A 21,535-nucleotide genomic window follows, 5' to 3' on the forward strand; every position below is an offset into this window, starting at 1 on the left:
GGAGACGCGGTCCACCGGCGTGCGCACCTGGCCGGTGCGCTGTACGCCGGCTTCGTCCTTCCAGGTCACCTGGGCGACGATGGCATTCTCCTCGACCACCTGGGCAACGACCTGATGGTGGGTGGCGCGATAGGCGCGGATCGCGTCGGCTACCGGCCGCCGAAGATTCGCTGCGTACCCCGCCGGAGACACGCCTCAAATGCCTTGGTCCCGGCAGAGCGGTCAGTCCTGCTCGAGTTCCAGGCACTGCCGGCCGAGCCCGGTGATGTTGAGCTCCCTGACGTCGCCCGCCTTCAGAAACGGGACCGGCCCGACAGGGCCACGCCCGCCGAGAACCTACGTGGGCACCAACCAGATCCAGCGCATGGTCATGGTCAGGAAGCTCCTCAAGTAGGCGGTTGACGTGCGGGAATCTGGTGAGTGAGTGTGTACGATGCCGAGTTTCGCGCGTTGTTGGAGCCGGTTAGGAGAGTGGCGTTCCGTCGCTGTTCCGTGATCTAGGCAAGGGGGTCCGATGAGTGCCATGATCACGGGCCATGGACATCGACGGCTTCTGGGAACTGGTCGAGCGCTCGGCACGGGAAACCAATACCCGGCCGGCGCGAGTTACGTGGCTCAAGAATCACCTCTCCGGCCTGTCCGTCGAGGAGATCGTGGATTACGAGGTCTGCTTCACGATCTGCGCCAATCGCGCCTGCTCCTGGGACCTGTACGCGGTGTTCTGGACCATCACCGGGTTCGGGTCGTCCGACGGCTTCGAGTACTTCGTGAACTGGTTGATCAGCCTTGGTCGCGATGCCTCCGAGAAGGTCTCCGACTGTCCTGATCGGATCCTCGAGTTGCCAGAAGTGCAGCGCCTGTTCGAGCTGTCGCGTAACTTCTCCCACAGGCGCACGACCTGGTCCAGGGATGGCACATTCCGACTGAAGCGGGTCACCCATATCCGGCGTGAGGTATGGCCGCGCGAGGATGATCCCGAGTTCGAGTCCTTCGCCTATGTGACCTTCGAGCCCTACAGACATGTGACCGGCCTGGAAACGGACAGCCTGCACGACGCCGTCCGCGCGCGAGGCATCCGCAGCAAGTTTCCCTTCCTGACCTACCATGCGGAGCCCGATGGCGAGGAGTGGGATTTCGGCAACGAGGCTGAGTTCATCCGTCGGCTTCCGCGGATCGCCCGGCATTACGGCCTTACAGATTAAGAGCTCGCGCGGAATGGGGGCGAATTGGGGAGTTCCTGGAACCAGAGATGCACCGAATGCCGGATATGCGACCTGGGTGGCCAGGTGGCGCAGGGCGCGGGCGGTCGGCGTGTCCGGATCGGAGGTCATGAACACGACCTGCTGGTCGTCGTCCGGGACGGTGAGGATGTCGCAGTTGATGCGAAGCCGGCCGAGTTCGGGGTGTGTCATGATCTTCGTCCGATGGCCAGGGGCGCGTACCGGGTTGGTGGCCCAAATCTCGTTGAACTCCACGCTGCCCAATCTGAGCTCGGCCAGCAGGGCGGCGAGGGCAGTGTCGTGGGCATACCGATCGGCGGCGGCCCGCAGCCGCGCCACCGCGAACTCACCGAACTCCTCATGGCCCGTGGTCAGCACCTGATCGCAGAACAGGAAGCGCCGGCGGGCCAGGTTGGGCTGGGCGCGGAGGTTGCCGAGCAGCGCTTCGGCGAGGGGATTCCAGGCGATCACGTCGTAAGTGGCCGCGGTGACGACCACCGGCGGTTTCCGGGATCCGGTGCAGCAAGCCCGCCACGTACGGGCGAACCTCGCGCGGCGCTCCCGCGGGCGGCTCTGGAGTCACGCCGGCCAGCCGGAACAAGTGCGTTCGCTGATCAATCGCTACGACTCTGGATCAAGGCGGACCGGCCTGAACAGCCACCGACCCGCACGGCGAGCGGATCTGAACGATCCTGGAGATCGTTTGGGAACCTGAAGCGTCAAGGCCGCGCCGCCGGACGGTCGGCGGTCACGCCACGCGGACGCCGTGATGGAGGGGCACGATTCGCGGCATGAGCGGATCGCTGTTATTGACCGCGGACGAGGGTGAGCATCTCTTCCACTGACCCGGCCGGATCCTTTATCGGAAACTGCGCCGCCCGGATGATCGCGTCGGGGTCGACCAGCAGGGTGAGGCGCTTGAAGCGGTCGACGCCGGCCGCTCGGAAGGTCGGCAGCAGCAGCCCGGCCGCGAGCTTGCTGTCCTGGTCGGACAGAAGAGGGTAGGGCAATCTCGCGTGCGTGACGAAGGCGGCCAGTTGGTCGGGTCGCTGGGTGCTGACGCCTCGGATCGTGGCACCGGACGCCTCGAAGTCGGCATACCGTGACGCGTAGGTGAGGGACTCCAGAGTGCAACCCTGGGCACCAGGGATGTCGGCCCAACCAGGCGGGTAGCCCTGGGCACCGGGCGCGAAGGCACCAGGGAAGAAGTAGAGCACGGTCCAGACACCGGGTGCGTTGGGCGCGGCCCGCTCGCCGTCGTGTCGTTCCAGAACGACATCCGGCATTTTCCGATCAACCAGCTCCTGCACCCGACGGGTCTCGGCGGACCCGTCCTCGCTGGTCGCGGTCAGCGCGCCATCGCCCATCACATGTCTGGTGCCCCAATCCTGTAGCGCGATGAGCGCCGGCAGCAGACCCTCACCCTTCGCGGTCAGCAGGTAGTCGTAGCGCGGCGGGTGATCGGAATAGGGCCGCTTCTCCAGTACCCCGTGTGCGACAAGGCCGGCCAGGCGCTCGGCCAGAGCGCGACGGCTGACGCCGAGCCCACGCTGAAGGTCGTCGAAGCGGGTGGTGCCGCCGGCGATGTCCCGCACCACCAGGAACGTCCACCAGTCGCCGATCACTCCGAGCGCTTGCGCGATGCCGCAGTCGGCGTCGGGTAGATCAGCGCGCTTCACACACCGAGTATAGTGCGTTCCATTCTGAAACTTACTTGGAGTGCGGGCATGGCAGTCGACAGTGCGCGTGGCACGAGCGTCTTCTGGCGGTGGTGGACGGCCGGCACAAGCAGTGCGGTCGGTTCAGCAGTGGGCGCAGTGGCGCTGCCGCTGACGGCATTGACGGTGCTCGACGCCTCCGCGTTCGAGATGGGCCTGATCGTCGCCGCCAGTTACGTCGCCTGGATCGTGATCGGCCTACCCGCCGGGGTGATGGTGCAGCGACTACCCATGCGCATGGTTCAAATCGGCGCTGACCTGGCCCGCGCGGCGGCGATCATCTCCATCCCGCTGGCCTGGTGGCTCGACTGTCTGACGGTCGCCCAGTTGGTGATCGTGGCCCTCGTGATCAGCTTCGCGAACGTCATCTTCGACGTCGCCAACTCGACCTTCCTGCCATCGATCGTGAGTAAGGAGCAGTTGCAGTCCCGTAACAGCCTGACCTCCGGCACCCACGCCACTACTCAGCTCGGCGGACCATCCGTTGGCGGTCTCATCGTCCAGGTGCTCGGGGCGGTGCCCACCCTCCTCGTCGACGCGGCCAGCTACCTCGTCTCAGCCCTGCTGCTGCGAACCCTGCCAGAACGCCGCGCCGAGGCCCCCGACCGCTGGCCACCGATACGCGAGATGATCCGCGAAGGCTGGCGTTTCGTCGTGCAACACCCGGTGATGGGCCCGTGCATGTGGGCCGCCACCGCGGCGAACACGGTCTGCGGGGCACAGCACGCGCTCTACGCGCTGTATCTCGTACGCGAGTTGCACGCCGCGCCCGGCCTCGTCGGCCTGCTGCTGGCGGCGGACGGGGTCGGCACGCTGATCGGCGCGGCCTTGACGAGCCAAATCACGGCCAGGCTCGGGACCGCCCGCGCCCTGATCGTCGCCGGATTCGTCTCGGTCGCCGGGGCGCTTGTCGTTCCCCTCGGCACCGGTTGGCAGGGCTTCGTCGCCTTCGCCGCCGGCAACGTGGTTTTCTCCGCCGGCGTCGTGGTGCTCAGTGTGGTGACCCGCACGTACCGGCAGATGGCCAGCCCGCCCGAACTGCTGCCCCGAGTGATGGCGACGGTCCGCTTCGTCTCCTGGGGCGCGATCCCGATCGGCGGGTTGATCGCCGGAGCGATCGCCGGGATGCTCAGCGGCCGGGTCACCCTGATGATCTTTGTCGTCGCGGCCATCTGCATACCGTCGGTCCTGCTGGCCTCACCCATCCGGCACCTGCGCGACCTCACCGACTATCAGCAGAGCGACGAATCCACCGGCTCGCCACCGCATCGTCGGCAGCTCGCCCCCGAAGCCCAAGTGGACACGTCCAACCCGTGAAGCCCAGGTACGCGAACTCCGCCCGGCAAGGTTGAGCGGACGGCCAGATCACCGGTACCGGCTGACCAGACCACATCACAGGAGCTCGATGGCGCTCCCCAACGACGGAATCCCATCTCAGGAGCGGTCTGGCGGCTCATCGCAGATTTCTTGACCTACCCGATGACCTCCTGCCCACCGGCCAAGCGACACTTACGGAACATGGGTCCCGCCTTCAACACTCTCTCATCAGCCATTAGCCGCATCATCGCCAGGCATTCATCCGTCGCGCGCCCGCCAGGGCGAGCTGGACACGGATGGGCCGGCCAGATCGATGAGTCGTGGCACCGGCCGGAGGACTCCACCGCCGGGCGTATCCCGACGTGGCCGGTCACACCAGGTGCTGGGCACCGCCTTCACGAGTACCGACATGCGGCTCGGCGGGCGCAGTGCTGAGACCGGCGACAGGCGGTCCTGCAACCCGGTCCTGGCGGGCGCGCACCGCAGGCCAGGGTGGCCGGCGCCCGGACTGTGACCGTCAAAGGACTATACCAGTGGGCCCTGGGGTGAACGGCTGACCCACCCGCTGTCTCGATCTCAGCGTCGAGATGGCAACGTACGTCCCGGTGATCAGCCGGGGCAAGTGGCCTGCGCGTGTTACTCACCAGGACGGGAAGTGGCAGGTGAGCCGTGCCGGGCCGCTCCCGCGCCCAGTGACGCCCGGGCCTCACCTGGTGCTCAGCCGGTATGTGTCAAGATTGGGGCTGATGGGTCAGAAGGGGCAGTGTTGACAAAATGGTATATACCTATTAGCTTCCCAGGCCATACCACTTAGTCAGGGCCTGCGGTGACGATGGCCGACGCGGGAGGCAGAAAGAATGATCAGACGAAGGGCCATTGCGGCCGGTGCCATCCTCGCGGGCACGGTGCTGTTGTCCTCCTGTGGGCTCTCCGGGACGGGCGACGGTGGCCAGACGGGCGACGGTGGCCAGCCGAAAGCCGGTGGCGAAGTGACCGGAAAGGTGACGCTGCAGACCTGGAACCTCAAGTCCCAGTTCTCCGACTACATCGAGGGCGTCATCGCCGCTTTCGAGAAGAAGTACCCGGGGACCAGCGTCACCTGGCTCGACCAGCCCGGCGACGGTTACGAAGAGAAGCTTCTCACCCAAGCGAGCGCGGGAGAGCTGCCGGACGTGACCAACACCACTCCCGTCTTCAGCTACCAGCTGGCGAAGGAGGGTCTCCTGGTGGACCTCGACTCGGTCGACGACTCGCTCAAAGCGACGTATGTCCCGGGCTCGCTGGCCGGCTTCCAGTTCAACGGCCAGAAGGGTACCTACGGTTACCCGTGGTATCTCACCACGGAACTGAACTACTGGAACACCGACACGATGGCCGCCGGCGACCTCGATGCGAAGCACCCGCCCACAACCCTCGACGAGCTGGTCACGCAGGCCCGTACGCTCAAGGAGAAGTCCGGCGGCAAGTCGTTCCTGATGAGCAACAAGCCGTACGTGGGCACCTTCACCGCGGCCGGCATTCCCGTCATCAACGAGGCCGGGACGGAGTTCGTCTTCAATTCGGACGAGGCCGTCGCGCTGCTCGACACCTACCGAGAGGCATTCAAGGAAGGACTGCTGCCCAAGGACGTGCTCAACGACGACTTCCTCGGTAACACGCAGTTGTTCACGAAGGGGTCAGTGGGGTGGACCACCGCCGGTGGCAACTTCATCGGCACGGCGCTGGAGAGCAACCCCTCTCTCAAGGGGAAGATCACGTCCTCGCCCTACATCGGGACGCCCCCGCTCGCCGTACAGGGCGTGTCGATCCCGAAGTCCTCGAAGAACCTTCCCACCGCCAAGGCCCTGGCGCAGTTCCTCACCAACGCGGCGAACCAGGAGGCGTTCGCGAAACTGGTCCCCGGTATCTTCCCCTCGGCCACCGCGTCGCAAGCGAACGCCGCGTTCGGTGAGGGTGACGGGACTCCCGAGGGTGACGCCAGGGTGATCGCTTTCAAGGCCCTGACACAGGCGAAGGTGCCTGAGCCGGTACAGCTCACCGGGGCGATGTCGACGTACGTCAACCAGCAGATCGCGGCGGCTATGACCGGGGAGATCACGTCCAAGGAAGCGCTCGACTCCGCGGTCGCCAAGTGCAACCAACTGCTCGCGCAGTAGGGCAGAAGGTGGTGCCGGGCCGGACGACACCGGCCGGCCCGGTGCACGGATCGGGAAAGCGCAGATGAGCAAGCTCAAGACACCGCTTCGTCAGGACTCGTCCTCGAAGCCGCACCCCCCGGGCTCCGCCGGCTCGCCCCCCGCGGGTGACCGGCCGGGTGCCGTGCTGGTCCGCACCCACGCCTGGTTCACCCCGTGGCTGCTGTGCCTGCCGGCGATCGTGTTCCTCCTCGTGTTCAACGTGTGGCCCGCGCTGAACGGGTGGGTGCTCGCCTTCACCAACGCCAAGCTCCTGACCGGCGGAGAGTTCACCGGCCTGGAGAACTTCGGCCAGATGCTCGACGACGAGCAGCTCGCCTCGGCGCTGCTGAACGCGGTGGTCTATCTGGCCGTGTGCCTGCCGGTCCTGCTCCTGCTGCCGCTGGGCCTGGCGCTGCTCGTGGAGAAGAAGCTGCCGGGCATCACGTTCTTCAGGACGGTCTTCTACACCCCGGTCGTCGCGTCGGCCGTCGTCGTGGGTCTCATCTGGACCTGGTTGCTGGACGACAACGGAGCGATCAACTCGATGGCGAAGAGCCTCGGGTTCATCAGCGACTCGATCCCGTTCCTGACCGACCGATGGCTGGTGATCCTCAGCGCGATCACTTTGACGATCTGGAAGGGCCTCGGCTACTACATGGTCATCTACCTGTCGGCCCTCGGCAGTGTGCCCCCCGAACTCCACGAGGCGGCCGCGGTCGACGGCGCCGGAGCGTGGCGCCGGTTCTGGGCGGTGACAGTGCCGGGTGTCCGCAACACGATGCTCCTCGTCGCGGTCCTCATCACGGTGGGCGCCCTGCGGGTGTTCTCCGAGCTGTACATCCTGACGAACGGCACCGGCGGAGTCGGCGGGGATGCCTCCTCGGTCGTCATGCTGATCCAGATGTACGCACGCGGGTTCAGCGGCAATCTCGGCTACGCCTCGGCCCTGTCGTTGCTGCTGTTCTTCATCACGCTGGGACCGCTGCTCGTTCTCGCACGTCTCAACAGGGTGAAGCCGTGACATCGACATCGACGCAGGTCCGCTCGCGGCGCCCGGACCGCGGATCGGGAGCCGAGGCCAGGGCGCGGCGCGGGTACCGGGGGTTCTCCTCCATGTCCACGCGCGAGAAGGTCGTGCGGTACCTGCTTCTCGTGCTCGTGCTGCTCATCACCGTCGGGCCGTTCGTCTGGCAGTTGTCCACCTCGTTCAAGGGCGCGGGTGAGGACATCTACACGCAGACACCGTCCCTCATCCCCGAGGACCCGACGCTGGCCAACTACGTGACCGCCGCCAAGACGGTCCCCATCTTGGGGTTTGCGTGGAACTCCCTCGTCGTGGCCGTGATCTCCGTGATGGGCAACGTCGTGGGGGCCACCATGGCCGGTTACGCGCTCACCCGGCTGCGTTTCCGCGGCGCCAAGCTGATCCTGGGCGCCATCCTCGCGAGCATGCTGATGCCGGCCGAGGCGACACTCGTGGCGCAGTACCTGACGATCCGTTCCATGGGTTTGACCGACACGCTCCTCGGCGTCGCCCTGCCCGGGGCGATCGGCATGCTCAACATCCTGCTCATGCGGACCGCGTTCCTCGCGATCCCGAAGGAGCTCGACGAGGCGGCGATCGTCGACGGCGCGAACGCATGGCACCGCTTCCTGCGCATCGGACTGCCCAATGTGAAGGGAATGATCGCCGTCGTCTCGGTCTTCGCGTTCATCGCCGCCTGGGACGACTTCCTCTGGCCGTTGCTCGTGCTGACCACTCCGGAGAAGCTCACGCTCACCGTCGGGCTGGAGTATCTGCACGGAACGTTCTCGGCCAACCCGCGGGTCATCGCAGCCGGAACGATGATCGCTTTCTTCCCGGTGGCCATCTTCTTCGGCCTCCTCCAGCGGTATTTCTTCCGCGGCGTCGACGCAGGCGCCGTCAAGGGATGACGCATCCCGAGAAACCTTTCCGATCGGATTGTTACAGATCGGCAGAATTCCCACAGGGAGCCATCATGGGTGTTCATCGACGTGCCGTTTTAAAGGGATTCGTCGTCGGCGCGGCCGGCGTACTGGCCGCGCCAGGACTGCCATGGGCCGAAGCGGCGTCGGCGTCGGGCCGGAGCGTCGGCCTCGGGTTGGCGGCCGTCACCGTGGATCAGACCACTGTGATGGCCGCGGACGGGACCCGATGGCCCATCAACGCGATGGACGGAGCCAGATGGGAGGGCATGCTCGTCCAGTACACCCCTGATTACGGCTTCACCACGTTCACAAACCAGTGGGGCGCAGAGGTCGCGCTCGAAGCGACCAAGGAGCCCAACCAGTACCGTGTGACAGCCGTGAACTCGGCTCTGATCGACCCGTCGAAGAGCGGCAACACCGCCATCCCCGCGAACGGCATGGTGCTCAGCGCCGGGCCAGGAGGCGCCCAGGACGCGGTCGCGTTCATCACCCAGCACTTCGCCGTCGGAGACACCGTCACGATCCTCCGGCCCACCACGGTCGACTCGTCGCAGGAGGCGGCCGCGGTGGATCCCACGGCGGAGTCCAACCCTGACGGCGCGGCGTTCCCCGGCTTCCGGGGCGCGGACCAGCTCATCGTCTACACGCCGGGCTACGGCGAGTCGACGGGGACGAACCAGTGGGGCTACGAGCTGATCGTCCGCGGCGGTGCCGTCACGGCCCTGAGCGGTGCGAACTCGGCCATCCCGGCCGACGGTCTCGTCCTGAGCGGCCACGGCACCATGGCGACCTGGCTCCAGCAGAACGGGCTCGTCGGCGCGCAGGTGAAGGTCGAGGGCAAGACCGTCTCCATCCACCGGGACGTGACCATCAACATCGGCAGCGCGAAGAACGAGGTCGAGGAACTCGCCGCCGGTGTGCAGGAACGGCACGACGCATTCGTCAACGCGCCGTTCGACACCGCCTTCCAGAGCCTGGCGGCAGCCCGCGGATGGCTCGCGAAGGCGGACGCCGCCAAGGGCACGGACGACCAGAGTGTCCTCTTCTACTGTGATGCGGCCATCTCCGAGGCCCGTGAAGCGTACTATCGCTCCCTTCCGAGCCGCCCGGCCGACGCGCGCGGGGTGTGGTACCGGCCGACGGAGAAGAACGCCGAGCAGATCGCGGCGACGCTGGCGAAGATGAAGGAGACCGGCGTCAACGAGCTCTACCTGGAGACCTTGTGGGGTGGGTACACGCTCTACCCGAGCAAGGTCAACGTGGCGCACGACCTCCCCGCGCAGCGCCCGGAGTTCTCGGGGTTCGACCCGTTGAAAGCGTGGAAGCAGGAGGCGGACCGCCAGGGGATCGCGTTGCACGCGTGGATCGACGGGCTCGCGGTCGGCAACGAGCTCGGCGATGGTCTGGGCCCCATCCTCACCCGGCATCCGGAGTGGGCCGCGGTGGGCCGCGACCACGTCGAGGACGGTCACCCGGCGGCGTCGCCGAACGGCTTCTACTGGCTGGACGTCAGCGACCCCGTGGCCCATGCCTACTTCCTCGATCTCTGCGCGGAGATGGTGCGGGAATACCGCCTGGCCGGCATCGACCTCGACTACATGCGCTACCCGGACGAGAGTGGCTGGGAGCACAGCTTCAACTTCTCCGACGACGCCCGCCGCGCGTTCCAGGACCGGGAAGGCGTCGATCCGCTCACCCTGAACCCGGATGCAACCCCCGACCAATGGGCGAAGTGGACGGCGTTCGTGGCGGAGGAAGAGACGCGCCTGGTCAAGGACATCTACCAGAAGATCAAGGCGGACGATCCGGCGGCGGTCGTGTCCGAGGCCCCGGAGTCCGGCACCGAGGCGCGGAAGATCGGGCAGTGGTCCGAGATCGTCGACGTGGTGATCGCGCAGGCGTACACCGAGAATCTCGAAGCCCTCCACGCGGTGGTCGTCGAGCACCGCGAGAAGATGACCGGCGGGCAGCTCATCTACACCGGCATCGGCTCGATGTACAACCGGAGCGGCAGCCACGCGACGATCCGGCAGTCCACAGCGGCCAAGGACATCGACACCGGGACGATCATCTTCGCGTTCGGGCAGGCAGGCCCCGCGCACGTGCGGGCACTGTCGATCGGCCCGTGGCGCGCACCCGCCATCCCGCCGGGCCGGCGCCCCCTGGCCGCGGTGCGGGCGCTCCTGGAGGAGAGCCGCGACGAGATCGGCAAGCGCTACCTGCCGCGGAACGGAATGGCGCCCTCCGTCGCCACAGACCTGGAGGCCGAGATCAAGGCCGTGGCGCGTGCGCTTGACCGGGAGCATCCGTCCGACGCGGAGCTCAAGTCCACCGACAAGCGACTGCTCGCGCTCGCGGAGACCATCGAGGAACTTGCCGGGAAGGGCAAGATCAAGTCCGCCGTGGAGCATCAGCTGACCGAGCAGATCGCCCGCTGCCGCTCCATCATCGACTACGCGATCAAGCGGCAGATGCGATGACCGCGGATCTCATGGATGCCGAAGGGCTGGTCCATCTGCGTGCCGGGGGCGTGTCGCTGATCGTCGACACCCGGGGGAGCGGCCTGCCCAGGGTGCTGCATTGGGGCGCCGACCTCGGGGCGCTCGACGCGTCGGACCTGCTCGCGCTGAGCGCCGTCTCGATCCCGCCGACGGGGTTCGGCCCCGTTGACCAAGTGGTCCCGCTGTCGATCGTTCCTGAGCAGAGCGCCGGCTGGCTCGGAACGCCGGGCCTTTCGGGTCACCGTGGCGGACGCGACTTCTCCGCCCAGTTCGTGACAGAGCGGGTGGAGTGCGAGCAGGGCTCGGGGCCGATCGCCCACCGGTTGTCGATCCGGGCCGTCGACGAGCACGGCAGGCTGGGGATACGGCTCGAGATCGAGATGGCGGTCTCCGGCCTCGTACGGCTGCGCGCCACGCTCTCCAACGACGACCCCGGGCTCGACTACACCCTGGACGGCCTCCTGCTCGCGCTACCCGTGCCGCTGCAGGCGCAGGAGATCCTCGACTTCTCGGGCCGGCATCTGAGAGAGCGGTCACCTCAGCGGCACACCTTCACACAGGGCACTCACCAGCGGAACAACCGCCGCGGGCGAACCGGGGCGGACGCCACGCTGCTGCTCCTCGCCGGCTCGCCGGCGTTCTCCTTCGAGCACGGCGAGGTCTGGGGACTTCACGTCGCCTGGAGCGGCAATCACCGGACCCTCGCGGAGCGCAATCCCGACGGCGTCGGCATGCTGGCCGGCGGTGAGCTGCTCCTCCCGGGCGAAGGCACGCTCGCTCCAGGGGAGTCGTACACCTCGCCGTGGGTCTTCGGCAGCTGGGGCCGTGGCCTGAACGACCTGTCGACGCGCTTCCACGACTACCTCCGGGCGCGCCCGCACCATCCGGGCGCCCGCCGGCCCGTCGTGCTCAACACCTGGGAAGCGGTCTACTTCGACCAGGACGTCACCGTGCTCACCGAGCTCGCCGAGCTGGCCGCCGAGATCGGCGTCGAACGGTTCGTGCTGGACGACGGCTGGTTCCGTCACCGCCGCGACGATCATGCTGGGCTGGGCGACTGGTACGTCGACGAGAACGTGTGGCCAGGCGGGCTGCACGCGTTCGTCGACCACGTTCGCGACGCCGGGATGCAGTTCGGCCTGTGGTTCGAGCCCGAGATGATCAACGTCGACTCCGATCTGGCGCGCGCCCACCCCGAGTGGATCCTCTCGGCCGGCTACCGGCTGCCGCCCGAGGGCCGCCATCAACAGGTCCTCGATCTGGCCGAGCCTGGGGCCTTCGCGTACATCCTGGAGCGGATGAGCGCGTTGATCACCGAGTACGGCATCGATTACATCAAGTGGGACCACAACCGCGACCTGGTCGAACCCGGGCGGGCCGCGCATGGCCGGGCCGGAGTGCATGAGCAGACCCGAGCGGTGTACCGGCTGATCGACACCCTCAAGTCCCGCCATCCGGGGCTGGAGATCGAGTCCTGCTCCTCTGGAGGTGCCCGCGCCGACCTCGGCATCCTCGACAGGACGGAGCGGATCTGGGCCAGCGACTGCATCGACGCGCTGGAGCGGCAGCAGATCGAGCGCTGGACCGGTCTGCTGCTGCCGCCGGAGATGATCGGCTCGCACGTCGGCGCGCCCGCCTCGCACGCCACCGCCCGGGTACACGACCTGGCGTTCCGCGCCGGTACGGCCCTCTTCGGCAGCTTCGGGATCGAGTGGGACCTGCGATCGGCTTCGCAGGCCGACCGGCAGGCCCTGGCCGAGTGGATAGCGCTCTACCAGCAGCACCAGGAGCTGCTCCACACGGGACGCGTCATCCACGTCGACCACCCTGACCCGGCGCTCCAGGTGCACGGGGTCGTGGCCGCGGACTCCGCCGAAGCGCTCTTCACCTTCGTGGCCGTCGCCACGTCGGCGCAGACCCGACCCGGGCCGGTCCGCGTGCCGGGGCTCGACCCGGACGCGGACTACCAGGTCACCCCGCTGCCTCTCACCGCGGAGGCCTCCAGGTTCCTCGCAGGCACCTGCCCGCCGTGGTGGACCGGCGGCATCAAGCTGCCCGGCCGGGTCCTCGCGGAGCACGGTGTCCAGATGCCCGCGCTCTTTCCCGAACGGCTCATCATGGTCCACTTCGCTCGAGTGTGAGCGTACCCGTCCCACGAGCCCCGCAACAGAGAAGGATCATCCCGTGACCGACGTCAACAGCGCACCGGCGCACGTGCTCGCCGCCCGAGGAGGCGACCCCGACTGGTGGCGGCAGGCCGTGGTCTACCAGATCTATCCGCGCAGCTTCGCGGACGGCGACGGCGACGGCATCGGCGACCTCGCGGGAATCATCTCGCGGGTCGGCCATCTGGCCGAGCTCGGTGTCGACGCCGTCTGGATGAGCCCGTTCTACCCTTCGGCACTGGCCGACGGCGGATATGACGTCGACGACTACCGGGACGTCGATCCCCGGATCGGAACCCTCGACCAGTTCGACGAACTGGTCGAGGCGCTGCACGCGCGCGGCATCCGGCTCATCATCGACCTCGTCCCGAACCACTCCTCGGATCGTCACGAGTGGTTCCAGGCCGCCCTGGCCGCGAAGGCCGGATCGCCCGAGCGGGATCGGTTCATCTTCCGGGACGGTCAGGGGGAGGACGGTGAGCTTCCGCCGTCCGACTGGAGGTCTCTCTTCGGCGGCCCGGCCTGGACGCGCGTGCCCGACGGGCAGTGGTACCTGCACATCTTCGCCAAGGAGCAACCCGACTGGAACTGGGCGAACCCCGAGGTCCGCGCGGATTTCCTGCGGACGCTGGCGTTCTGGGGCGACCGCGGCGTCGACGGCTTCCGCGTCGACGTGGCCAACGCCCTGTCCAAGCGGCTCCCCGAGGTGTTGCCCAGCCAAGAGGATCTGGCGGACGAGACCTTGTACGCCGTGGGTGATCATTGGCTGTGGGACCGCGACGATGTCCATGACATCTACGCCGAATGGCGGACGCTGTTCAACAAGTACGACCCTCCGCTCATGGCGGTCGCCGAGGCCTGGGTGCCCGCCGAGCGCCGAATCCGGTACGCGGACGCCGCGGGCCTGGGGCAGGCCTTCAACTTCGACCTGTTGCGGGCCGACTGGGACCCCGAGCAGTTCCGTACGATCATCAGCGACAACCTGGCGCTGGCGGAGCCCTCGGGAAGTTCGGCCACCTGGGTGTTCTCCAATCACGACGTGGTACGCCACGCGACCCGTTATGGGCTCGCCGGGGGAGGCGACGGCAACGACTGGCTCCTCTCGCGCGGAACGAAGCCGGTCGAGGACAGAGACCTCGGAGCACGGCGGTCGCGGGCGGTCACCCTGCTGGCCCTGGCACTGCCCGGCAGCACCTATCTGTACCAAGGGGAGGAGCTCGGCCTGCCGGAGGTGGCCACGATCCCCGACGAAGCGCGCCAGGACGTGGTCTTCTTCCGCAAGGGTGGCATTGAGATGGGCCGGGACGGGTGCCGGGTACCGCTCCCCTGGACCGAACACGGAACCTCCTTCGGGTTCGGCCCGAACGGCGCCCACCTGCCGCAGCCGGCCTGGTTCGCCGAGTACGCGGCCGATGTGCAGGACAAGTCGCCGGACTCGACCCTGAACCTCTACCGCCGGGCACTCGGTCTGCGCCGCAAGCTGCAGACCGCTGGGACGCTCGAGTGGCTCATGACCGACTCGACCGTCGTGGCCTTCCGCCGGCCGAACGGCTGGGTGTCGATGACGAATTTCGGCACGGAGCCGACCGCGTTGCCGGAGGGAGAGCTGCTGGTCACCAGCGGGCCGTTGAACGACGGAAACGTCCTTCCCCCGGATACGACGGTCTGGCTTCGGACTGTCGAGTAGGCCTCTGCTGGACTTTTGGAAGAGCGGTATATACCTCTTATGCTCATAGCATGACATCGAACCCGTCCGGCCCGGTGACGGCGAAGCAGCCGAAGTACCTGCAGATCAAGGAGTCGCTGCTGGCGGACTACGTCGAAGGACAGCCAGCTGGTCACATGCTGCCACCGGAGCGCATCCTTGCACAGGACTTCGGGGTCACACGGGTCACGTTGCGGCGGGCGATCGACGAGCTCGAAGCCGACGGTCTCGTCTACCGGGTGCAGGGCGGCGGTACTTTCTGCGTCGGGCCGGCGATCGCCAAGTCTCTCAAATTGACGTCGTTCTCCGAGGACATCCGCGCCCGAGGGCGCAAGCCCACCTCCGTCGTCCTCGAGGTCGGCATCGCGCCGGCGGTCGAGGAGGCCGGGCGCCACTTGCGACTCAGTCCGGGCGAACCGATTCTGCTGGTCCGCCGGCTGCGCCGGGCGGATGGCGAGCCCATGTGCCTCGAGTCGTGCGCGCTGCCCGCCGAGAGCGTCCCGGGCCTGCAGGACATGGATCTGACGGGTTCGCTGTACGAACTCGTCGGCCGCGAGTTCGGGCTGTATCCCTCGTGGGCGGAGCAGCGCGTCGAGGCGACGGTGCTGGCACCGGACGACGCGAAACTCCTTGGCGTGCCGTCGTTCTCGGCGGCCCTGCGCGCGACGCGGGTCTCCTATGACACGCGCGGCAAGGCGGTGGAGTACTGCGTCACGACCTATCGCGCCGACCGGTACGCGATGCAGTTCGCCGTCAGGAGAGACTGACCGGACGTTCGGGGGAGATAGGGCGCCTGCCACCGTGGGAGGCGCCCTGGGGCGCCCTCAATGTCGGACCCCCGGTCAGGGGATGGACGCCAATTGGTTTGCACGGACATAAAAAATGGTATATACCAATTAGGTGCAGTCAATGGATGGAGATGGTTCCGATCTGTCCCGTAAGGAGGCGCGAGCCTCCACGGTCGCTCGCCTCGAAGGGGGCGTGGTCGTCTCGGCTCAAACTCACCGGCCAGGCGGGCCATTGGACGATCCAGACACGCTTGTCCGGCTCGCGATCGCGGCCGAGCTCGGTGGCGCCAGAGGCTTTCGCGTCGCCGGCCCCGGGGTTGTGGAGCTGCTACGCGTCCGGACCGCATTGCCGATCATCGGCATCACGAAGCGACTGGACCTGGGCCATGAGGTGTTCATCACGCCGACCGTGGCAGACGCGGTCTCTCTGATCGACGCGGGCGCCGACATCATCGCGGCGGACGCCTCGCCACAGGGCCGTCCGGCCGACGCGTTCGCCGACATCGTGGCGGCCTGTCACCGCAGAGGTGTCGCCGTCGTGGCCGACTGCGCGACGGTCGAGCAGGGCCTGACCGTGGCCGCGGGGCAGGAAGCCCCCGACATGGTGGCGACCACCATGGCGGGATACACCGCGGAGACGCGCAGCGTGACGCCGCCCGATCTCGGCATGACCGCCGTCCTTGCCGCACAACTGTCAGTCCCCGTGATCACCGAGGGCGGGATCTGGGACCCGGGCGGCGTCGAGGCCGCCTTCGCGGCAGGAGCCTATGCCGTCGTCGTCGGGTCCGCGGTGACCGACCCCGAGCGCATCACCAGGCGCATGACAGGAGCCACGCGAGATGCGACCGGTCCGAGCTCACACCGGTCATGATCCGGCGTCGAGCGAGCGGCCCCACTCGACCGGTCACGCAGCCTAGGAACCGCAGCATTCCCCCTTAACGCGTCACCCGGACATTCCACGTCAAGGTGACTCACCACCTTCCCAGGGCCGGTCGGCGTGCGCGGATGCCGGCCCTCCCGCTGATCGACGGCGGCTCAGGACGGCCACCGTGTCTCCCACACTTGACCGCGCTCCGAGCACAGGCAGGAAGAGTTGATGCCCGCACTGAAAGTTGGACTGGTCGGGGCCGGGGGCATCGCTCACGCCCACGCCCCCGCCTGGCGGTCGCTTGGCGCCGAGCTGCACGTCTTCAGCTTGGAGGGCGCGGACGAACTCGCTGCGACGTACGACGCGCGGAAATCCGCGTCGCTTGACGAACTGCTGCAGCTGGTCTCCGTCGTCGACGTCATGACGCCGACTCTCACCCATCACGACATCGCGAGCCGGGCGCTGGCCGCCGGCGCGCACGTGTTCTGCGAGAAGCCATTGGCCCGGAAGACCTCTGACGCGGCCGACTTGCTGTGCCGGGCCTCGGCCTCCGGCCGGCACCTCTTCCCCGGCCACGTCGTGCGCTACTTCCCCGAGTACGCGGCCATGCAGGCCGCCGTCAGGGCGGGAGCGATCGGGCGGCCGGCGGTGCTGCGGTTCAGCCGCGGCGGCGCGTTCCCGTGGTGGTCACCCTGGTTCTCCGACGTCGAGCAATCGGGCGGGCTGGTGATGGACCAGATGATCCACGACCTGGACATCGCGCGGTGGGTGGCCGGTGAGGTGGTGGAGGTCTACGCGACGCAGAACACCGCGAACCGCGGCGGGCAGCCCCTGCAGACCGCCCACGTCGTGCTCACGCACGCGGGCGGCGCGATCAGCCACATACGAGGGCTGTGGGGCCCGCCGCACGTCACGTTCCGGACGTCGTTCCATGTCGCGGGCGACGAGGGTGTGCTCCACTTCGACTCGGCCGACCCGCCAGGGGTACGCCTCGATCTCGGGCCGGCTCCGGCGGGCGGGGAGGAGCGGCCCGCCCCGATCGCTGGGGAGAGCCCGTACCTGACCGAGATCCGTGAGTTCGCCGAGGCGATCGCCGGTGGGCCGGCGGCCCGTGTGACGGCCGCCGACGGCGTCGTCGCCGTCGAACTCGCCGAGGCCGCACTCGAGTCGCTCGGCAGCGGGGAGGCGGTCGCGATCGACACCGACCAGCGCCTGCGTGACCTCCTCGGCGCCCTGGAACCGGACATGAGCGTGGGGAGTGGTGTCGCATGACGGCCGCCGCAGGGGTCCGCCCGCTGAAGGTCGCGTTGTTGTCGTTCGCGCACGTGCACGCCGAGAGTTACGTGCGGTTGCTGGCCGAGCGGCCGGGCGTCGAGCTCCTGACCGCGGACCCGGACGCCATCGACGCCCCACCAGGGGAGCTGCGCGGCAGGGCGTTCGCCGAACAGATCGGCGTCGCCTATGCCGGCACCTACGACGAGGCGCTGGCGTGGGGGCCCGATGCCGTCATCGTCTGCAGCGAGAACGCCCGGCATCGCGACCTCGTCATCAGCGCCGCGGCCGCGGGCGCGCATGTGCTCTGCGAGAAGCCCCTCGCCACCAGCGTCGCCGACGCGGAGGCGATGATCGCCGCCTGCGAGGCTGCGGACGTCTTCCTGATGACCGCCTACCCGGTACGGTTCAGCCGGGAGTTCGCCTCTCTCAAGGCACTGTACGACTCGGGCGCCATCGGGACCGTCCTGGGCATCACCGGCACCAACAACGGGAAGATCCCCATCGGCGGGCGCGCATGGTTCACCGATCCGTCGCTCTCCGGCGGCGGCGCGCTGGCCGACCACGTCGTGCACGTGGCCGACCTGATCGACGAGTTGCTCGGCGAGCCGGCGGTCGCGGTGAGGGCCGTCACCAACCAGATCCTCCACGCCGACAAGCCGCAGGTCCGGGCGGAGACCGGCGGTCTCGTCACCATCACGTACGAGTCCGGCGTCGTTGCGACGATCGACTGCTCGTGGAGTCATCCCGACAGCGCCCCCAACTGGGGCGGACTCACTCTGCAGGTGGTGGGTACCGAAGGCGTCGTCGAGATCGACCCGTTCGGCGCCCACGTGTCCGGGACGTTGCGCGACGGCGCCTCCTGGCTGGCCCTCGGTGAGGACCTCGACCTGGCCATGCTGAACCGGTTCCTCGGCGCCGTCCGCGACGGGAGGCCACCGCAGCCGGACGGCGCCACCGGCCTGCGCACCCTTCGGATCGTCACCGCCGCCCAGCGGTCCGTGGCCGACGGGAGGGTGGTCCGGCTGACATCAGGCTGATCAGAGAGCCTTCGTTCCGGAGAAACGCCTTGGGGCAGGGGCGCCTACCACGATGACAAGACGGTCGGCGCCCCGTCACGATCCGTCCTCGAGGCGGGACAGGGCTTCCAGGCCCGCTCCGACCAGTCCCGCGTCAGCTCCGAGACGGGCCGGGAGGAGCGGCGCGGCGGACGGGCCCGGCAGGGCGTCGGCGCGGTAGGCGGCTTCCAGGGGCCCGAACAGCGCCTGGCCGAGCATGGAGACGCCGCCCGCGATGACGATCGCGTCCGGGTCGATCAGGTTGGCGGCGCCGGCGAGCACGCGGCCCAGGAGCGTGGCCGCGTCGCTGATCACGTGAGAGCCGATCCGGCCGATCTCGGCCAGGGGCAGCGCCTGTCCGGTCTCCTCCCGGTAGGCCCGCTCGATCGCGGGGCCGGACGCGTGCGCCTCGATGTGATCGAGCGCCCCGCACGAGCATCGGATGCCCGCGCTGGTCGGAGCAGGCAGATGACCGATGCTCCCCGCCGTACCGGAGAGCCCGGTCCGCACCCGGCCCTCTACGCACACCGCCCCACCGATGCCCGTCCCGACGGCGACGACCAGCGCCGTGCGCGCGTCGCGGGCCGATCCGACCCGTGCCTCCGCCGCTCCGGCGGCATGGCAGTCGTTCAGCACGACCGTCGGGAGCGTGAGCGCGCGCTGCGCCGCGCCCTTGACATCGGTGCCGGCCCAGCCGGCGAGCAGATCGGTCGCCGAGGTGATGCGCCCCTGCGGGTCGACGGTCCCGGCGGTGCCGATCCCGCAGATCACGGCCTGCTCGGCCAGCGGCCGGGCGAGCTCGAAAACGGTCTGGAGGATCGACGGCCCGGCGGGCGTGGCCGTCCTGGTCTGCTCTTTCAGCGTCCCGTCCGCCGTCACGAGCCCGACCGCGATCTTGGTGCCGCCGATGTCGACGGCCAGTGCGAGCGGCGTCATCGCGGTCCGGCGGCCGGTCGCCGGGTCACGGAGAACCGGGCGCCGGCCATCCCGCTCGGCGCTGCGGTACGAGATCTTCCCGCCGGAGACGGCGATGAGCTTCTCGATCGCCTCGCCTTCCGGCCGCCGCAGGTCTCCGGCGCACCAACGGGTGATGACGGCATGCCCATTTTGACGATCTTCACTCTACCTTCATGCATAGTGCTGGCATCACTCCGATTGATCGTCGTGATGGATGAGGATATTGGAGTACACCAATTTAGGCCTCTGGGAGGGCATGGCCCTACGAGCCGTGAGCCTCTACGCGCCGTGAGCCGCTGCGATGCCGCCTTCTCGGCGCGCCGGCCTCCAATCGGGCACCGCCGTGCCGGGCCGTTTCTCCATCGACCCGGCACCGCCATCAGTACGACTTCTGGGTCTGAACGTTGAAGTCGTCCATCTTGACCTGCTTGGCCGGATCCGTGAGCGGGTCGTTGATCTGCAGGACGTCCAGGCCCTCGCGAATGTCGCTCGAGTAGATGTACCCGTTGTAGTAGTACGCCGACCAGGAGCCCGCGATGTCGCCGCCGGGGAACGGGCCGCGTTCGAAGTAGCCGATCTCCTTCGGTTGGGCGGAGTCGGTGAAGTCCCAGATCGACACCCCGCCCTGATACCACGACTGCACCATGATGTCCTTGCCCGGTACCGGGATCAGCGAGCCGTTGTGGGCCACGCAGTTCGCGTTCGCCTGCTGCTCCCTGGGGATCTTGAAGTAGCCGCGCCGCTCCAGCTTGCCGTTCACCAGGTCGTACACGGCGTCCGCGCCCTTCGTGGCCGGCGTGTTGCGGTCGCACGTGGCCTGGCCGCCGCCGCCCAGCTCGTCGCTGAAGACGACCTTCGTGGCGTCGTTGTTGAACGTCGCCGAGTGCCAGATCTGGAAGTTCTCCGTGTCGGTGATCTGCTGGAGCACCTTCGGCTTGACGGGGTCGGAGATGTCGAGGAGCACGCCGTCGCCGAAGCAGGCGGCCGCGGCGAGCTTCTTCTCCGGGTACGCGGTGATGTCGTGGCAGCCGGAGGCGAGGTCGGAGTGCTGGCGCTCAGGGAAGATATCCGGCTTCGCCACGATTTTTGCGGACGTAGGCGACTTTGTCGATATCTCTACGATCTGGATGAGCTCGTGGGGCGGTGGACAGGTCTTCGACTCGGGCTCGGGACCGGGCGAGGAGACGTACACGTACAGCGTCTCCCCATCCGGGACCATCGTGTGCGTGTGCGAGCCGCAGTCGGTCCTGACCGCGCTGACGTACTTGGGGCTCTTCTTGTCGCTAATATCGAAGATCCGCAGGCCCTCCCACTCGCGAGGGCTGTCGCCGGAGTCACATTCCTCGCCGGCGCGCGGCTCGTCGATCGACAGGACGAGCAGGTCGCCGTACACGCTGACGTCGTTCTGCTGCGCCGGGCAGGCCACCTGGCTCACGATCCGGGGCTTGGCCGGGTCGCTGATGTCGTAGATCGCGAACCCGCCGAAGTTGCCCACGTACGCGTAGTCGCCCTGGAACGCCAGGTCCGTGTTGATGTCGTCCGCGCCGTTCAGCGGGGCGGTCATCGGCATGTTGGCGACGAGCTTGACGTTGTCGCTCGTCATCACGTCACCGGTGGCGGCGGAAGAATCGGTGGCCGGAGCGTCGGTCTCCCGCGTCGATGTGGCGGGCGTCGGCGCACCGGTCGCCTCCTGGCCTGCCGCGCACGCGGAGGTCAACAGCAGCACCGTACACAACAACGCTCCGCGTAACGTGGCAGAGATCAACGCGCGTCCCCTTTGTCTGGTAGCTCACTATGGAAGCTATGCCAGGAGCTTCGCGGCCGCGTACGGTCTTGATC

General features: G+C 68.0%; 16 protein-coding genes and 1 pseudogene. 12 read left to right on the plus strand and 5 right to left on the minus strand.

Annotated elements, in window-relative coordinates; translation table 11 throughout:
* The coding region (locus AB0J09_RS16210) for a hypothetical protein (protein WP_360690630.1) at positions 1-192 on the minus strand (192 nt) is incomplete at its 3' end.
* Positions 193-536: 344 nt separating this feature from the next.
* On the opposite strand from AB0J09_RS16210, the gene AB0J09_RS16215 reads away from it, so the two are divergent.
* The gene (locus AB0J09_RS16215; RefSeq protein WP_360690708.1) at positions 537-1,202 is read left to right on the plus strand and encodes a DUF4240 domain-containing protein; all 666 of its coding nucleotides are present in this window, start codon (positions 537-539) and stop codon (positions 1,200-1,202) included.
* A 93-nt stretch (positions 1,203-1,295) separates the two neighbouring features.
* Here AB0J09_RS16215 and AB0J09_RS16220 read toward each other — a convergent pair.
* Positions 1,296-1,718 (minus strand): annotated as a pseudogene (locus tag AB0J09_RS16220) (transcriptional regulator); the annotation flags it as partial.
* 308 nt (positions 1,719-2,026) lie between these two features.
* Complete coding sequence (locus tag AB0J09_RS16225) at positions 2,027-2,845, minus strand: winged helix-turn-helix transcriptional regulator (protein WP_360690633.1); 819 nt, start codon at positions 2,843-2,845, stop codon at positions 2,027-2,029.
* A gap of 102 nt (positions 2,846-2,947) precedes the next feature.
* Between AB0J09_RS16225 and AB0J09_RS16230 the strand changes: the two genes are divergently transcribed.
* The 11 genes from AB0J09_RS16230 to AB0J09_RS16280 all read left to right on the plus strand — a co-directional run bounded on the left by AB0J09_RS16230 (position 2,948) and on the right by AB0J09_RS16280 (position 18,721).
* A complete protein-coding gene (locus AB0J09_RS16230; RefSeq protein WP_360690636.1) occupies positions 2,948-4,255 on the plus strand; it encodes an MFS transporter in 1,308 nt (435 codons plus the stop codon).
* 857 nt (positions 4,256-5,112) lie between these two features.
* The gene (locus AB0J09_RS16235) at positions 5,113-6,411 is read left to right on the plus strand and encodes a sugar ABC transporter substrate-binding protein (RefSeq protein ID WP_360690639.1); all 1,299 of its coding nucleotides are present in this window, start codon (positions 5,113-5,115) and stop codon (positions 6,409-6,411) included.
* Positions 6,412-6,475: 64 nt separating this feature from the next.
* A complete protein-coding gene (locus AB0J09_RS16240) occupies positions 6,476-7,453 on the plus strand; it encodes a sugar ABC transporter permease (RefSeq protein ID WP_360690641.1) in 978 nt (325 codons plus the stop codon).
* Positions 7,450-8,367, plus strand: coding sequence for a carbohydrate ABC transporter permease (locus AB0J09_RS16245; protein WP_360690644.1), 918 nt, complete (start codon positions 7,450-7,452; stop codon positions 8,365-8,367). The genes AB0J09_RS16240 and AB0J09_RS16245 overlap by 4 nt, the downstream gene beginning before the upstream one ends.
* Positions 8,368-8,432: 65 nt before the next feature.
* The gene (locus tag AB0J09_RS16250; RefSeq protein ID WP_360690647.1) at positions 8,433-10,862 is read left to right on the plus strand and encodes a family 10 glycosylhydrolase; all 2,430 of its coding nucleotides are present in this window, start codon (positions 8,433-8,435) and stop codon (positions 10,860-10,862) included.
* Positions 10,859-13,024, plus strand: coding sequence for an alpha-galactosidase (locus AB0J09_RS16255; RefSeq protein WP_360690650.1), 2,166 nt, complete (start codon positions 10,859-10,861; stop codon positions 13,022-13,024). The genes AB0J09_RS16250 and AB0J09_RS16255 overlap by 4 nt, the downstream gene beginning before the upstream one ends.
* 43 nt (positions 13,025-13,067) lie before the next feature.
* Positions 13,068-14,735: a glycoside hydrolase family 13 protein gene (locus tag AB0J09_RS16260; protein WP_360690653.1), complete on the plus strand. Its 1,668-nt coding sequence runs from the start codon at positions 13,068-13,070 to the stop codon at positions 14,733-14,735.
* Positions 14,736-14,809: 74 nt separating this feature from the next.
* Positions 14,810-15,520 (plus strand): GntR family transcriptional regulator, encoded by a 711-nt coding sequence (locus AB0J09_RS16265; protein WP_360690656.1) that lies wholly within the window; start codon positions 14,810-14,812, stop codon positions 15,518-15,520.
* A 142-nt stretch (positions 15,521-15,662) separates the two neighbouring features.
* Entirely contained in the window at positions 15,663-16,412 is a 750-nt protein-coding gene (locus tag AB0J09_RS16270) for a putative N-acetylmannosamine-6-phosphate 2-epimerase (RefSeq protein WP_360690659.1), read from the plus strand.
* Positions 16,413-16,637: 225 nt separating this feature from the next.
* Entirely contained in the window at positions 16,638-17,681 is a 1,044-nt protein-coding gene (locus AB0J09_RS16275; protein WP_360690662.1) for a Gfo/Idh/MocA family oxidoreductase, read from the plus strand.
* Positions 17,678-18,721, plus strand: coding sequence for a Gfo/Idh/MocA family oxidoreductase (locus tag AB0J09_RS16280; protein WP_360690665.1), 1,044 nt, complete (start codon positions 17,678-17,680; stop codon positions 18,719-18,721). The genes AB0J09_RS16275 and AB0J09_RS16280 overlap by 4 nt, the downstream gene beginning before the upstream one ends.
* Before the next feature lie 75 nt (positions 18,722-18,796).
* Here AB0J09_RS16280 and AB0J09_RS16285 read toward each other — a convergent pair whose 3' ends face one another.
* Complete coding sequence (locus tag AB0J09_RS16285; protein ID WP_360690668.1) at positions 18,797-19,675, minus strand: ROK family protein; 879 nt, start codon at positions 19,673-19,675, stop codon at positions 18,797-18,799.
* Between the two features lie 400 nt (positions 19,676-20,075).
* The gene (locus AB0J09_RS16290; protein ID WP_360690671.1) at positions 20,076-21,422 is read right to left on the minus strand and encodes a hypothetical protein; all 1,347 of its coding nucleotides are present in this window, start codon (positions 21,420-21,422) and stop codon (positions 20,076-20,078) included.
* Between the last annotated feature and the right edge of the window lie 113 nt (positions 21,423-21,535).

The sequence above is a fragment of the Nonomuraea sp. NPDC049784 genome, assembly GCF_040659615.1.
In the GTDB taxonomy this organism is placed as follows: Bacteria; Actinomycetota; Actinomycetes; order Streptosporangiales; family Streptosporangiaceae; genus Nonomuraea.

Coding starts and splice junctions, on each gene's coding strand:
- AB0J09_RS16215 (WP_360690708.1), top strand. CDS start 537: ATGGACATCGACGGCTTCTGGGAACTGGTCGAGCGCTCGGCACGGGAA.
- AB0J09_RS16230 (WP_360690636.1), top strand. CDS start 2,948: ATGGCAGTCGACAGTGCGCGTGGCACGAGCGTCTTCTGGCGGTGGTGG.
- AB0J09_RS16235 (WP_360690639.1), top strand. CDS start 5,113: ATGATCAGACGAAGGGCCATTGCGGCCGGTGCCATCCTCGCGGGCACG.
- AB0J09_RS16240 (WP_360690641.1), top strand. CDS start 6,476: ATGAGCAAGCTCAAGACACCGCTTCGTCAGGACTCGTCCTCGAAGCCG.
- AB0J09_RS16250 (WP_360690647.1), top strand. CDS start 8,433: ATGGGTGTTCATCGACGTGCCGTTTTAAAGGGATTCGTCGTCGGCGCG.
- AB0J09_RS16255 (WP_360690650.1), top strand. CDS start 10,859: ATGACCGCGGATCTCATGGATGCCGAAGGGCTGGTCCATCTGCGTGCC.
- AB0J09_RS16270 (WP_360690659.1), top strand. CDS start 15,663: ATGGATGGAGATGGTTCCGATCTGTCCCGTAAGGAGGCGCGAGCCTCC.
- AB0J09_RS16275 (WP_360690662.1), top strand. CDS start 16,638: ATGCCCGCACTGAAAGTTGGACTGGTCGGGGCCGGGGGCATCGCTCAC.
- AB0J09_RS16280 (WP_360690665.1), top strand. CDS start 17,678: ATGACGGCCGCCGCAGGGGTCCGCCCGCTGAAGGTCGCGTTGTTGTCG.
- AB0J09_RS16285 (WP_360690668.1), bottom strand. CDS start 19,675: ATGACGCCGCTCGCACTGGCCGTCGACATCGGCGGCACCAAGATCGCG.